This window comes from Pantoea sp. ANP04 (assembly GCF_041982285.1).
Classification (GTDB): domain Bacteria; phylum Pseudomonadota; class Gammaproteobacteria; order Enterobacterales; family Enterobacteriaceae; genus Pantoea; species Pantoea eucalypti.
Genome location: NZ_JAUTYS010000021.1, coordinates 1 through 13462 on the forward strand (window position 1 = coordinate 1; position 13462 = coordinate 13462).

Consider the following 13462-nt stretch of genomic DNA (forward strand, 5'->3'; position numbering starts at 1 on the left):
GAACTCAGAAGTGAAACGCCGTAGCGCCGATGGTAGTGTGGGGTCTCCCCATGCGAGAGTAGGGAACTGCCAGGCATCAAATAAGAGAGAGCCCTTCGCGTATGCGAAGGGCTTTTTTCGTTGCGGCAATCCACTTTCATTGTGGAAGTCCGCAATAAAACACCCTCATAGCAGTCCATCACTCTTCGCGTTCATCATCAGTGCATCAGTGCATCAGTGCATCAGTGCATCCACGCAATGAGCGCATTCAGACAGTTTTCAGGCCATAAAAAACCCGGCACCAGGCCGGGTTGTAAGATCACTGAGCCAGTAATCAGTGAATAACCTGCGATAAAAACGCCCGGGTACGCTCCGATTTAGGATTCGCAAAGAACTCCTGCGGTGGCGCAACTTCGACGATCTCACCCCGATCCATAAAGATCACCCGGTCAGCCACGGTGCGGGCAAAGCCCATCTCATGGGTGACGCACAGCATGGTCATCCCGTCTTCAGCCAGACCAATCATCGTATCCAGCACCTCTTTAACCATCTCAGGATCCAGTGCTGACGTTGGCTCATCAAACAGCATAATTTTAGGCTTCATACAGAGTGAGCGGGCGATGGCGACACGTTGCTGCTGTCCACCAGAGAGCTGGCCTGGAAATTTATGCGCATGCTCGGCAATGCGCACGCGTTCCAGATAATGCATGGCCAGTTCATCTGCTTCCTTCTTAGGGATCTTTCTCACCCACGAAGGTGCCAGCGTACAGTTCTGCAATACGGTCAGGTGCGGGAAGAGGTTAAAGTGCTGAAATACCATGCCTACTTCGGTGCGCACGCGCTCAATGTTACGCACATCATCGTTGAGGTGGATACCGTCAACAACAATGCGACCCTGCTGATGCTCTTCCAGATGATTAATACAGCGGATCGTCGTCGATTTGCCGGAGCCGGAAGGCCCGCACAGCACGATGCGTTCACGGGGTTTGACCTGCAGGTTGATGTCTTTCAGTACGTGAAACTGCCCGTACCATTTATTCACGTTCTCAAGCGAAATCATCAACGCGTCGGAAGTGTGTGTCATAGAGTCAGTCATGTAAAACCTCAGTGCGATGTACGCCCGGTGTGAAAGCGCTTTTCCAGATACTGGCTGTAGCGCGACATGCTAAAACAGAAAATCCAATAGACCAGTGCAGCAAAGACATAACCTTCAGTCGACATCCCCAGCCAGGTCGGATCGACCGTTGCCTGCTGGACGCTGCTGAACAGATCGAAAAGACCAATGATGATGACCAGGCTGGTATCTTTAAACAGTGCAATAATGGTGTTAACCAGACCGGGAATGGTGAGTTTCAGCGCCTGCGGCAGAATCACCAGCATCTGCGTCTTCCAGTACCCCAGCGCCAGAGACTCGGCTGCTTCATACTGGCCTTTAGGCAGTGCCTGAAGACCACCGCGAACCACCTCGGCCACATAGGCGGACTGGAACAGAATGACGCCCACCAGTGCGCGCACCAGCTTGTCGATGTTAGTACCTTCAGACATAAACAGCGGCAGCATCACTGATGACATAAACAGCACCGTAATCAGCGGCACGCCACGCCAGAACTCAATAAAGATAATCGACAGCGTGCGGACCACCGGCATACGTGAACGACGGCCAAGCGCCAGCAAAATACCCAGCGGCAGCGCACCGGCAATACCGACCGACGCGATAATCAACGTCAGCGTTAATCCTCCCCACTGACGTGTTTCGACACGCTCCAGCCCCAGATACCCGCCATACAGCAGGAACCAGACAATCACCGGATAGATCACGGCCCATGCCGCAATGTAGCGTCCACGATACGGCAGGCTCTTCAGGAACATCGGCACAATCGACACCAGGCCGATCACCAGCGCCAGATTAATACGCCAGCGCAACTCATGCGGATAAAGCCCATACATGAACTGGCCGAAACGCGCATGGATAAACACCCAGCAGGCTCCCTCTTTGGTGCAATCGGCGCGCGTGGTACCAATCCAGTTTGCCTGAAAGACCAGCCAGTTCAGCGCGGGCGGAATAACGTGCCAGATTACCCAGATGCAGAACAGCGTCAGTAACGTGTTAAACCAGCTGGAAAATAGATTTTTACGAGCCCAAAGCCAGGCGCGACTGACAGGCGTCGTCGGGACGGGGGGCGTTTCATGCGTAGTCACAGACATAGTTATCCCGTTCTCTTAACGCTCAACCAGCGCAATTTTGCGGTTATAGAAGTTCATAAGCATCGATATCAGCAGACTGATAATCAGGTAAACGCCCATCGTGATAGCGATCGTCTCAATGGCCTGACCAGTCTGATTGAGCACCGATCCGGCAAACAGCGACACCATATCGGGATAACCGATAGCGGCGGCGAGTGAGGAGTTCTTTACGATGTTCAGATATTGGCTGGTCAGCGGCGGAATAATGACGCGCATGGCCTGAGGGATGATGACCTGGCGCAGCGTTACCGGATTCGGCAGACCCAGCGACCGGGCGGCTTCATGCTGACCATGCGGCACAGACTGAATTCCTGAGCGGATCACTTCAGCGATAAACGACGAGGTATAGATCGACAGTGCCAGCGTCAGTGCCGCCAGCTCCGGTATCATCACCGAGCCGCCGCGGAAATTGAATCCACGCAGTTGCGGCACATCCCAGTGCATCGCTGCGCCAAACCCAAGATGCGCAAGCAAAGGAAAGAGAATCAGCATTCCAACGGCTGCGGGCCAGGTGCGACGTAACTCACCGGTTTTTAACTGGTGCTGGCGGTTAAAGCGGTACAGAGCATAGCTCACCGCTACCGCCAGAAGCAGTGCGATAACAAACGGCCAGCTGCCAGGTGCATAGGTCGGCCACGGCACATAAAGTCCGCGATTACTGACATACGCCAGATCAAACGCATTCAGCGCCTGGCGTGGGCCTGGCAGATTGCGTAAAACCGCGAAGTACCAAAAGAAAATCTGAAGCAAAGGCGGGATATTACGGAAAGTTTCAATATAGATATTTGAGAGCTTCCGCAGCAGCCAGTTGTCAGACAGGCGGGCAAGACCGACCGCGAATCCGAGAATCGACGCAAAAACAATACAGAGCGCAGAGACCAGCAGCGTGTTGGTTAATCCAACCAGAAACACGCGCGCGTAGGTATCTCCCTCCGTGTACTCAATAAGATGCTGAACGATGCCGAAACCGGCAGTGCGTTCAAGAAATCCAAACCCCGATGTAATGCCGCGATTGTCCAGGTTAATAATGGTGTTATGCACCAGATAACCCACCACACCAAGCACCGCGACGACGGCGATGAGCTGATAAATCCAGGCGCGAACCGTGGGATTACCAAATGAAAAATCCCTTTTCACGGTTGGGCGTTGTGACATGTTGAAACCTCAATACGAGAGCTGGGGCAGGGCACCGCAGAATACGGTGCCCGATTGGTGAGGTCTGTTAACGTACCGGTGGTGCGTACTGGATACCGCCCTGATTCCACAACGCATTCTGGCCACGTGCGATCTTCAGTGCGCTATCTTTACCGACGTTACGATCGAAGCTTTCCTGGTAGTTACCTACCTGCTTAACGATGTTGTAGGCCCACTTATTATCCAGCTTCAGATCTTTACCAAAATCACCTTCGGCACCCAGGAAGTGTGCCATGTCTGGTGTCGTTGGTTTGGCTGTCATCTGGTCGACGTTTTTCGAGTTAATACCCATCTCTTCCGCATTCAGCATGGCATAGAGCGACCATTTGACGATGGTGAACCAGTCATCATCACCACGACGTACCAATGGCCCCAGCGGCTCTTTGGAGATCACTTCTGGCAGAACAATAAAGTCGTCAGGCTTGCCGAGCTTAATGCGTAAGGCGTAAAGCTGAGACTGGTCAGATGCCAGCGTATCGCAGCGTCCACTATCCAGTGCTTTCGCAGATTCATCAGAGCGGTCAAAGGTCACTGGCGTATATTGCATTTTGTTGGCTTTAAAATAGTCCGCCACGTTCAGCTCGGTATCGGTACCTGACTGAATACAGACCGTCGCGCCATCCAGCTCTTTCGCACTTTTCAGGCCGGCTTTCTTGTGAGTCAGGAAGCCGATACCGTCATAATAGTTCACGCCCGCAAACAGAAAGCCCATGCCGCCATCGCGCGATGAAGTCCAGGTGGTATTGCGTGAGAGCACATCCACTTCGCCTGACTGCAGCGCGGTGAAGCGCTCTTTCGCAGTCAGCGGGGTATATTTCACTTTGGTCGCATCGCCAAACACAGCGGCAGCCGTCGCACGACACACATCTACATCGATACCGGTAAACTTGCCACCCGCATCGGCGTAGGAGAAGCCCGGCAGGCCGTCACTGATACCACATTGAACAAAACCTTTTTTCTTTATCGCATCCAGAGTGGTGCCTGCGTGTGCTTGCTGAGCAAGGCCAACCAGTGAGGCGGCGGCGATCAGCGTAGAGAGCATCATCTTTTTCATAAAGCATCCTGTGTGGCGGGATCATGTTGTTATGTTTGCGCACTTTAATGTGCGTTTTTTTCCTGTCTGTGGCGGTCAGCCATCCACGACTTTGCAAAGCTGATGCCAGTTTTGCAGAATCCTGAATTCATATGAAAGAACGGTTAATATTCGGAAGTACTTAGAAAGTTTCGCTAATATGGCGCACCAAAAGGAAGCAATGCGAGTCGACTCGATCACAATTAGTGCAAATAGTTTCACTATATGGGAGCAGTGTGAGCAATCGCTCATGCATATATGTACGAAGGGATAGTATTGCTTTTTTAATGCGTAGAAAGTCACATCCCCAGCACTGGCAGGGGTTTGGGCTGGGTGATTTTCAGAAGAGAGATTAAGTCAAATCAGCACAAGCAAAAGCGAGAAGGTGAAATATCACGCCAGCAATTGCAACTATAGTTACCATATTACCCGCAAATGTTTCACTGGTCTGGCGATGAATTTGTGTGAACAGGCACAAATAAAAACGCCAGCCCGAAGGCTGGCGTGATTAACAGACAGAACTAAAAATCAGTTCATGCCGTATTTTTTCAATTTCTTACGCAGCGTACCGCGGTTGATACCCATCATCAGGGCAGCACGGGTCTGGTTGCCACGGGTATACTGCATCACCATGTCCAACAGAGGCTGCTCGACTTCAGCCAAAACCAGCTCATACAGGTCGCTCACATCCTGACCATTCAGTTGAGCAAAATAGTTCTTCAGTGCCTGTTTAACCGAATCACGCAAAGGTTTTTGAGTTACCTGATCCTGTGAGTTAACGGTAGAAACGGTCAGTACGTCAGAATTTACGCGTTGTTCGAACATAGTTCTTTCAGCTCTTTATTTCGTTACGCAAGATTTTCGAAGTATGCCTCCAACGCCTCCAGCTGTTCGCTGGCATCCTCAATGGCGTTGAATGTGCGCCGAAACTGGTCATTCGGGGCGTGCTCCTGCAGGTACCAGGAGACGTGCTTTCGCGCTATACGGTATCCCTTGCCTGAACCGTAAAAGTCGTGCAGCTCACGTATATGCGAAACAAGCAAGCGCTTGACCTCTGCCATTGGCAGCGGGGCAAGCAACTCCCCAGTGTCCAGATAATGCTGGATTTCCCGGAAGATCCACGGTCTTCCCTGAGCAGCGCGTCCTATCATCAGAGCATCGGCCCCTGTATAGTCGAGCACCGCTCTGGCTTTATGCGGGTCAGTTATGTCTCCATTCGCGATAATCGGAATGGAGACACTCTGCTTAACTGTCCGAATGCTGTCATATTCAGCTTCTCCGTTGAACAGGCAGGCACGAGTGCGACCATGTATCGTCAGAGCCTGTATACCGCAGCGTTCAGCCAATTGGGCAATCGCGACACAGTTCCTGTTTTCAGGATCCCAGCCAGTACGAATTTTCAGCGTAACCGGCACATTCACTGCATTAACCACTGCGGAGAGGATAGACTCCACCACGGTGGGATATTGCAGCAAGGCTGAACCCGCCATTTTGCGGTTAACCTTCTTGGCAGGGCATCCCATATTAATGTCGATGACCTGTGCACCAGCCTCAACATTAATGCGTGCAGCTTGCGCCATTTCACTGGGATCGCAACCGGCAATTTGCACGGCGCGAATGCCTGGCTCATCACTGTGAACCATGCGTAATCGGGATTTGTCGCTAGCCCACACTTCCGGGTTAGAAGACAACATCTCAGAAACTGCCATACCTGCACCCATTTCGTGACACAGCGCCCTGAACGGCCTGTCGGTAATACCGGCCATCGGTGCTGCAATCAGTCGATTTCTCAGCTGGAGGTTTCCAATACGCATGAAGTCAGAATGGCCATACTGTGTCTGCAAGGCGGCGTATATTACGCATTTTTGCAGGAAGATGAAAGGCCAAACTTTGAACAATCAGCAAGAAAGATCAATGAAATCCGGATGATGATCGGGGATTATGATTATTCACCTTAAATATCAGTCAGTTAATTTTTTATGCTGAAATTGTGAACAAAAGTTTTTCCAGAAAAGTACGTCAATTCACCAGATAAAAAACGTCACATAACGTGATTAACGATACAAGCATCCATTTCAAATCGCAAAATCCCGCAGCTTACGCTGCGGGCTGGTTGAATGTTCTGTTAAGGCACTGCGGGCCGGCCAGTGCGATATCAGAAGGGGTAGACAGGCGCCAGATTCAGGATTTAATCCCGGTAATTCGGCACCACTCCTCTTTAACGGCAACCGGGTCGAGTGTGAACTCGCCGGCGTATGCTTCACATACGCTCTCAGCCTGGCTCTCCAGAACGCCCGAAAGGCCCAGGTGTCCACCAGACTTGGGCAGTACACTGATCAGCGGTGCCAGCTCACGTAGCGGACCGGCCAGAATATTCGCGACCACCACGTCAGCCTGCAGGTTGTCGGGTTGCTGGTGGGGCAGATAAAGTGACAGGCGGTCAGAGACGCCGTTGCGCTCTGCATTATCCCGGCTGGCCTGAATGGCCTGCGGATCAATATCAATGCCAATTGCCTGAGCTGCACCCAGCTTCAATGCGGCGATCGCCAGGATCCCCGATCCACAGCCAAAATCGATCACTGTTTTGCCGTCCAGATCCAGACCGTCAAGCCAGGTGAGGCAAAGTGAGGTAGTGGGGTGGGTACCCGTTCCAAACGCCAGACCCGGGTCAAGCATCACGTTGACGGCATCGGGATCCGGCACGTCACGCCAGCTTGGGCAGATCCAGAGACGTTCGCCGAAGCGCATTGGGTGGAAGTTTTCCATCCATTCGCGCTCCCAGTCTTTGTCTTCGATCTGCTCGATCCGGTGGCGAAAACCGGCGCCCAGCAGCGGATGCTGCTCCAGTTCGGCAGTAATGACAGCCATGTCAGTTTCAGCATCGAACAGGCCGATCACATCAGTATCACCCCACAGACGCGTTTCGCCTGGCAGTGGCTCATACACCGGCGTGTCATGGGTATCCTGAAAAGTCACTGAAACCGCACCGATGTCCATCAGCGCATCGCTCAGCGTTTCCGCATGTTCACCTGAGCTGTTAATTTTGATTTGAATCCACGGCATAACGTCTCTCTTTCCGTCAGTGTTGCGGCGCGTCGACCGCTTGCGGCGCGCGTCCAAACAGGTTGCCCACTAAAAATGCCAGCAGGCTCAAAAGCAGTGAGGGCACGATGGGGTGAAAACCCAGTATCTGCAGGTTAAGGCTCGCCAGAAAAGCGTAGCAGCCTCCCCCCACCACCATGCCGGTGATGGCCCCAGCGGCATTAGCGCGCTCCCAGTAGAGGCCCAGAACCAGCGGCCACAGGAAAACCGCCTCAAGGCCGCCAAATGCCAGCAGGTTGAGCCAGATAATCATATCGGGTGGATTCCATGCCGCCATCAGCAGCAGGAGACCCAGTGCGAAGGTAATGGTGCCAGATAACAGTCGCAGCCGTGTCTCATTTTCCAGCTGTTGCGGTGCGACACGCAGATAGAGATCTTTAATCAGCGTGGCCGAGGCCTGTAACAGCTGGGCATTAATGGTCGACATGATCGCGGCCATCGGTGCTGCCAGAAACAATCCGGCGGCTAACGGAGGCAGTACGGTAATCATCAGGACAGGAATAACACTATCCGGCACAGTCAGGTTAGGCAGAATTGCCCGGCCCAGCGCACCGGCCAGATGCATTCCCAGCATCAGAATCACCACCACAATAGTGCCGAGAATAATGGCCCGATGTACGGCTTTGCTGTCTTTATATGAGATGCAGCGCACCGCAGTATGCGGCAGGCCAATCACGCCAAAGCAGACCAGCACGACAAACGAGCTGAGGAAGGTGGGTGTAATGATTTCGCCTGGCCCCTGCGGCGACAGCAGAGCAGGATCGATGTCATGCAGTTTCTGCACGGCCGTGCTCAGGCCGCCAGCCTGATGAATCACCGCGAACAGCAGCAGAAAGGTGCCAATCAGCATCACAATGCCTTGCATCGCGTCATTCAGCACGCTGGCACGGAATCCGCCGAACGCAGTGTAAAGCGCGATAGTGCCGCCAAAAATCAGCAGACCGGTGTCATAGGGGATACCTGCGGCGGTTTCAAGCAGCCGCGCCCCGCCAATAAACTGCACTGTCATGGCACCGATAAAGGCGATCAGCAGGCTCAGGCTCGCCAGCCAGATCAGCAGCGGGCTCTGATAGCGGGCGTAGAGCATGTCATTCAGCGTCACCGCATTATGCTTACGCGCCAGAATGGCAAACTTCTTCCCCAGCACACCTAACGACAGCCAGACGGCGGGCACCTGTACCATCGCCAGCAATACCCATCCCAGCCCATATTTATAGGCAGCACCGGGGCCACCAATAAACGAGCTGGCGCTGATATAGGTGGTAGTAAGCGTCATTGCCAGCACAAACCCGCCCATGGAGCGGCTGCCAAGGAAGTATTCCGTCAGGAAACTGCCTTCACGTCTTTTACGAACGGCAAATACCGACAGCGCGGCAATGACGACAAGATAAATCAGCAATGGCAGGATAATTTCACTGTTCACTTTTATCCTCCAGCGGCATGTCGCGGAAAATGACCCGCACCATCATCCAGCACAGGAAAATGAACAACAGGGGAGCAAACAGGCAGGAGAGTTCGAACCAGCGCGGCAGACCGGTGACACCGATTTCACTGCCACCCAGCCAGGCAGAGAGCCCCCAGGCCGCGAGCCAGAGCAGCGTGAGCCAGAGCGACCAGCGCGCCTCTTTATGAGCCTGTATAAAACGAGCGTCCATGATTCAACCTTAACGCCAGCGGAAAAAGAAAAAGGCCGGATTAACCGGCCTCTGACTACTCAGCGTTGCGATTACTTCTCGTGCAGGCCGAGTTTTTTCTCCAGATAGTGGATATTGGTTCCACCGTGCTGGAAGTTTTCGTCGGACATGATTTTCATCTGCAGTTCAACGTTGGTTTTGATACCGTCGATGATCAGTTCCGCCAGTGCATTTTTCATGCGGGCGATGGCCACGTCGCGTGATTCGCCGTAAGTGATCAGCTTACCGATCATGGAGTCGTAATAAGGCGGCACGGTATAGCCTGAATAAATATGCGACTCCCAGCGCACGCCAAAACCGCCTGGCGCGTGGAAGCGAGTAATTTTACCCGGGCTTGGCAGGAAGGTCACGGGATCTTCGGCGTTGATACGGCACTCGACCGCATGTCCGCGAATGATCACATCTTCCTGTTTGATCGACAACGGCTGGCCTGCGGCGATACGCAGCTGCTCTTTGATCAGATCAACACCGGTGATCATCTCGGTCACCGGATGTTCCACCTGAATACGGGTGTTCATCTCAATGAAGTAGAACTCACCGTTTTCATACAGGAACTCAAACGTACCTGCGCCACGATAGCCAATCTCAATACAGGCTTTAGCACAGCGATTGCCGATAAAGCGACGCTGTTCCTCAGTAATACCTGGGCCTGGCGCTTCTTCAACCACTTTCTGGTGACGACGCTGCATTGAGCAGTCACGTTCGCCCAGATAGATCGCGTTACCCTGACCATCAGCCAGTACCTGAATCTCGATGTGGCGTGGATTCTCCAGATACTTCTCCATGTAAACCATGTCGTTGCTGAATGCCGCTTTGGCTTCCGCTTTCGTCATGTTGATGGATTGTTCCAGATCTTTGTCGCTGCGCACGACGCGCATACCACGACCGCCACCGCCGCCCGAGGCTTTGATGATGACCGGATAACCGATGCGCTTAGCAAAGGCACGGTTCTTGTCCATATCATCGGTCAGTGAACCGTCAGAACCCGGTACGGTTGGGACGCCTGCTTTCTTCATCGCATTGATCGCAGAGACTTTGTCGCCCATCAGGCGAATAGTATCTGCTTTCGGGCCGATAAAGATAAAGCCGGAGCGCTCAACCTGCTCGGCAAAATCGGCATTCTCAGAGAGGAAGCCGTAGCCTGGGTGAATCGCCACCGCGCCGGTAATCTCTGCAGCAGAGATCAGCGCCGGGATATTGAGGTAACTTTTAACTGACTGCGCCGGGCCGATGCAGACAGTTTCGTCTGCCAGCAGCACGTGCTTCAGGTCACGATCCGCGCTTGAGTGTACCGCGACAGTCTTAATGCCCAGCTCTTTACAGGCACGCAGAATGCGCAGTGCGATCTCACCACGGTTAGCAATAACAATTTTATCCAGCATGATCTGCCCCGTTACTCGATGATAACCAGTGGCTCGTCAAATTCGACCGGCTGACCGCTTTCAACCAGGATAGCTTTCACTACGCCCGACTTATCAGCTTCGATCTGGTTCATCATTTTCATGGCTTCGACGATGCACAAGGTATCGCCAGCATTCACTTTCTGGCCAACTTCCACAAAGGCTTTCGCATCCGGGCTCGGCGTACGGTAGAAGGTCCCTACCATCGGTGAACGCACGATGTGACCACTGATTTCAGCCGGTGCCGCTTCGGCAGCCGCTGCAACAGGGGCTACAGCGGTTGCCAGAGCAGGCTGTTGAACCGGCGCAGCGTAAGCCTGCTGCATCATCGGGTAACCCGTATTGACAGGGGCACGACTGATGCGAACGGACTCTTCACCTTCAGAGATTTCCAGCTCAGAAATGCCAGACTCTTCAACCAGTTCGATCAGTTTTTTAATTTTACGAATATCCATGAGTGGGGTTCCGTACTCAGTTTGATTAATGAGATTGAGACAGGCGTTTTACTGCCGTTTGTAAAGCCCATGTGTAGCCGTCAGCGCCAAGCCCACAGATCACGCCAGCAGAAACATCAGAAAGATAGGAGTGATGGCGGAAGGGCTCGCGGGCATGCACATTAGAGAGATGAACCTCGATAAACGGTATTTCTACCGCCAGCAGGGCATCACGTAATGCGACACTGGTATGGGTAAACGCGGCAGGATTAATGATGATGTAATCCACATTGCCTTTGGCCTCATGAATGCGATCAATCAGCTGAAATTCAGCATTGGTCTGCAGGTGGCTCAACTCCACATTCAGCTGGTCTGCCTGACGCGTCAAATCGTCCACGATCTGACTAAGCGTGGTATGACCATATTTCTCAGGTTCACGTGTTCCCAACAGATTAAGGTTGGGCCCGTTCAAAAGCAGAATATGTAATTTATGCGCCATCGTGCTGCCATCTCCCGCAATCATTGAGGCATCGCGTAAAATACCTTGCGAATCTTCATTTGTCACCTTTCGGGGCTAAAAAGAAGATCCGACGAGCAATAAAGCCGGGCATTATATCCGTTTCGTGTCATTTCGCAGCAAAATACTGGTCTTATCTGCGAAGATGATCGGATGTAGCCTGCGGGCCACATCTTTTATCAGAAAACGGCAGAGGAAAACAACGGGTGAAGCGCTAGCGGGACCACCATTTGAGAAATTTTTTGTAACGCCACGCTAACAGTATCGCAGCAAGAAGGGCATAGATAAGTGGCTGGGGTGACAGGATTTTCACCGACCAGATATAGTGAATCGGCACAAGGATCGCGACAAGATAGACCGCGTTGTGCAGGGTTTGCCAGCGCTTACCGAGTCTGCGCTGAGCGCGCTGGAAAGAGGTTACCGCCAGGGCCAGTAATATCAGCCAGCTGATAATACCCAGCGTCAGGTAGGGACGGGAGATCAGTTCGCTGCCCAGCAGACGCAGATTGTCCACGCCCAGCTCCAGCAGGTAATAGCTCAGCAGATGAAGGGACGCCCAGACAAAGGTCCATACGCCGAGCAGACGACGCGTGCGGATAAGAAGCGGCTGCCTGCCGTAACGTGCCAGCGGTGAAACCAGTAGCGTCCCCAGCAGCAGTTTCAGCGCCATGCGGCCGGTAAAATGCTGAATATCTTTTGCCGGATCCGCACTCAGTCCACCCTGCATTGCGGCCAGAATCAGATAAACCAGCGGCAACAGGGCCGCCAGATGCAGGATCACCTTGAGCCATGTGATCTGTTTTAGCGACAGGCGGACCACCTAGTAATTCTCCCGTAAATCCATGCCTCGGTAGAGTGACGCTACCTGTTCGGCATAACCGTTAAACAACAGCGTTGGCTGGCGTTCGACCTTCAGACTGCCGCCAGGGCCAATGAATCGCTCTGTCGCCTGCGACCAGCGAGGGTGATTAACATGGGGATTCACATTGGCATAAAAGCCATACTCGTCGGCAGCAATCTGATTCCAGGTCGTTGGCGGCTGTTTGTCGGTCAGCGTGATTTTCACAATCGACTTGATGCCTTTAAAACCATATTTCCACGGTACCGTCAGACGAATCGGTGCGCCATTTTGCGGCGGCAACGCTTTGCCATAGACACCGGTGGTCAGTATCGTCAGCGGGTGCATCGCTTCATCAATGCGTAAACCTTCTACATAAGGATAGTTGAGTCCGCCGCCAATAAAGCGATCTTTCTGGCCGGGCATCTGCTCCGGGTCGTACAACGTCTGGAAGGCGACAAAGCGCGCTTTGCTGGTGGGTTCCGCCAGCGAAAGAAGCTTATTCAGCTCAAAGCCTATCCAGGGCACGACCATCGACCAGGCCTCTACGCAGCGCATGCGATAGATTCGCTGTTCCATAGCAAACCGCTTAAAGATGTCATCCATGTCCAGCGTCACAGGCTTAGCCACTTCGCCATCAATGGTCAGCTTCCAGGGGGCAGTTTTTAGCGTACCTGCATTGGCAGCCGGATCGGCCTTATCCAGCCCGAACTCATAGAAGTTGTTGTAGCCAGAGACTTTATCCTCAGGTGTTAAGGTCAGATCGGCCTGATATTTCGCCGGTTTAGTAAAGTCCAGCGCCCGGCCAGCGGGCGCGGGTGGACGGTCATTACCTTTAAACCAACTGAGAATATCGGCATTCGCCACGCCCGGCATACCCATTGCCGCCGCGCTCAGTCCCAGCGTTTTCAGCACCTGGCGGCGCTTCAGGTTAAAAATGCTTTCCGGCGTTACGTCGGCTTCGGTCAGGTGGGATATGCGTTTCATT

Annotated in this window: 14 protein-coding genes; all 14 read right to left on the bottom strand. The window is 53.1% G+C overall.

Annotated elements, in window-relative coordinates; translation table 11 throughout:
• Window positions 1–313 precede the first annotated feature (313 nt).
• The 14 genes from Q7C21_RS21235 to msrP all read right to left on the bottom strand — a co-directional run bounded on the left by Q7C21_RS21235 (window position 314) and on the right by msrP (window position 13461).
• Window positions 314–1075, bottom strand: a complete 762-nt coding sequence (locus Q7C21_RS21235; RefSeq protein WP_003855214.1) for an amino acid ABC transporter ATP-binding protein — start codon at window positions 1073–1075, stop codon at window positions 314–316.
• Window positions 1076–1083: 8 nt separating this feature from the next.
• Window positions 1084–2184 (bottom strand): amino acid ABC transporter permease, encoded by a 1101-nt coding sequence (locus Q7C21_RS21240; protein ID WP_003855220.1) that lies wholly within the window; start codon window positions 2182–2184, stop codon window positions 1084–1086.
• Window positions 2185–2199: 15 nt separating this feature from the next.
• A complete protein-coding gene (locus Q7C21_RS21245) occupies window positions 2200–3378 on the bottom strand; it encodes an amino acid ABC transporter permease (protein WP_008925815.1) in 1179 nt (392 codons plus the stop codon).
• Between the two features lie 67 nt (window positions 3379–3445).
• The gene (locus Q7C21_RS21250) at window positions 3446–4471 is read right to left on the bottom strand and encodes an amino acid ABC transporter substrate-binding protein (RefSeq protein ID WP_003855224.1); all 1026 of its coding nucleotides are present in this window, start codon (window positions 4469–4471) and stop codon (window positions 3446–3448) included.
• 546 nt (window positions 4472–5017) lie between these two features.
• Window positions 5018–5314, bottom strand: coding sequence for a DNA-binding transcriptional regulator Fis (gene fis / locus Q7C21_RS21255; RefSeq protein WP_003855228.1), 297 nt, complete (start codon window positions 5312–5314; stop codon window positions 5018–5020).
• A gap of 23 nt (window positions 5315–5337) precedes the next feature.
• Window positions 5338–6303, bottom strand: coding sequence for a tRNA dihydrouridine synthase DusB (gene dusB / locus Q7C21_RS21260; protein WP_008925814.1), 966 nt, complete (start codon window positions 6301–6303; stop codon window positions 5338–5340).
• Window positions 6304–6670: 367 nt separating this feature from the next.
• On the bottom strand, window positions 6671–7552 hold the full coding sequence (gene prmA / locus Q7C21_RS21265) for a 50S ribosomal protein L11 methyltransferase (RefSeq protein WP_003855234.1): 882 nt from the start codon (window positions 7550–7552) through the stop codon (window positions 6671–6673).
• A 16-nt stretch (window positions 7553–7568) separates the two neighbouring features.
• Window positions 7569–9014 (bottom strand): sodium/pantothenate symporter, encoded by a 1446-nt coding sequence (panF, locus tag Q7C21_RS21270; RefSeq protein ID WP_003855236.1) that lies wholly within the window; start codon window positions 9012–9014, stop codon window positions 7569–7571.
• Window positions 9004–9246 carry a YhdT family protein gene (locus Q7C21_RS21275; protein ID WP_003855238.1) on the bottom strand — a complete coding sequence of 81 codons (243 nt, stop codon included), beginning with the start codon at window positions 9244–9246 and terminating at the stop codon, window positions 9004–9006. The genes panF and Q7C21_RS21275 overlap by 11 nt, the downstream gene beginning before the upstream one ends.
• Before the next feature lie 71 nt (window positions 9247–9317).
• Window positions 9318–10667, bottom strand: coding sequence for an acetyl-CoA carboxylase biotin carboxylase subunit (gene accC, locus Q7C21_RS21280; protein WP_003855240.1), 1350 nt, complete (start codon window positions 10665–10667; stop codon window positions 9318–9320).
• An 11-nt stretch (window positions 10668–10678) separates the two neighbouring features.
• Window positions 10679–11140, bottom strand: coding sequence for an acetyl-CoA carboxylase biotin carboxyl carrier protein (gene accB / locus Q7C21_RS21285; RefSeq protein WP_003855242.1), 462 nt, complete (start codon window positions 11138–11140; stop codon window positions 10679–10681).
• 25 nt (window positions 11141–11165) lie between these two features.
• Window positions 11166–11618, bottom strand: coding sequence for a type II 3-dehydroquinate dehydratase (aroQ, locus tag Q7C21_RS21290; RefSeq protein ID WP_008925813.1), 453 nt, complete (start codon window positions 11616–11618; stop codon window positions 11166–11168).
• Window positions 11619–11850: 232 nt separating this feature from the next.
• Window positions 11851–12456 (bottom strand): protein-methionine-sulfoxide reductase heme-binding subunit MsrQ, encoded by a 606-nt coding sequence (gene msrQ, locus Q7C21_RS21295; protein WP_003855248.1) that lies wholly within the window; start codon window positions 12454–12456, stop codon window positions 11851–11853.
• Window positions 12457–13461 (bottom strand): protein-methionine-sulfoxide reductase catalytic subunit MsrP, encoded by a 1005-nt coding sequence (gene msrP, locus Q7C21_RS21300; RefSeq protein ID WP_003855250.1) that lies wholly within the window; start codon window positions 13459–13461, stop codon window positions 12457–12459.
• Between the last annotated feature and the right edge of the window lies 1 nt (window position 13462).

Bases quoted from the DNA above. Each gene is read 5' to 3' on its own strand.
- Q7C21_RS21240 (WP_003855220.1), bottom strand. From the start codon at position 2,184: ATGTCTGTGACTACGCATGAAACGCCCCCCGTCCCGACGACGCCTGTC.
- Q7C21_RS21250 (WP_003855224.1), bottom strand. From the start codon at position 4,471: ATGAAAAAGATGATGCTCTCTACGCTGATCGCCGCCGCCTCACTGGTT.
- Q7C21_RS21245 (WP_008925815.1), bottom strand. From the start codon at position 3,378: ATGTCACAACGCCCAACCGTGAAAAGGGATTTTTCATTTGGTAATCCC.
- dusB (WP_008925814.1), bottom strand. From the start codon at position 6,303: ATGCGTATTGGAAACCTCCAGCTGAGAAATCGACTGATTGCAGCACCG.
- msrP (WP_003855250.1), bottom strand. From the start codon at position 13,461: ATGAAACGCATATCCCACCTGACCGAAGCCGACGTAACGCCGGAAAGC.
- Q7C21_RS21235 (WP_003855214.1), bottom strand. From the start codon at position 1,075: ATGACTGACTCTATGACACACACTTCCGACGCGTTGATGATTTCGCTT.
- accB (WP_003855242.1), bottom strand. From the start codon at position 11,140: ATGGATATTCGTAAAATTAAAAAACTGATCGAACTGGTTGAAGAGTCT.
- fis (WP_003855228.1), bottom strand. From the start codon at position 5,314: ATGTTCGAACAACGCGTAAATTCTGACGTACTGACCGTTTCTACCGTT.
- Q7C21_RS21275 (WP_003855238.1), bottom strand. From the start codon at position 9,246: ATGGACGCTCGTTTTATACAGGCTCATAAAGAGGCGCGCTGGTCGCTC.
- aroQ (WP_008925813.1), bottom strand. From the start codon at position 11,618: ATGGCGCATAAATTACATATTCTGCTTTTGAACGGGCCCAACCTTAAT.
- prmA (WP_003855234.1), bottom strand. From the start codon at position 7,552: ATGCCGTGGATTCAAATCAAAATTAACAGCTCAGGTGAACATGCGGAA.
- accC (WP_003855240.1), bottom strand. From the start codon at position 10,667: ATGCTGGATAAAATTGTTATTGCTAACCGTGGTGAGATCGCACTGCGC.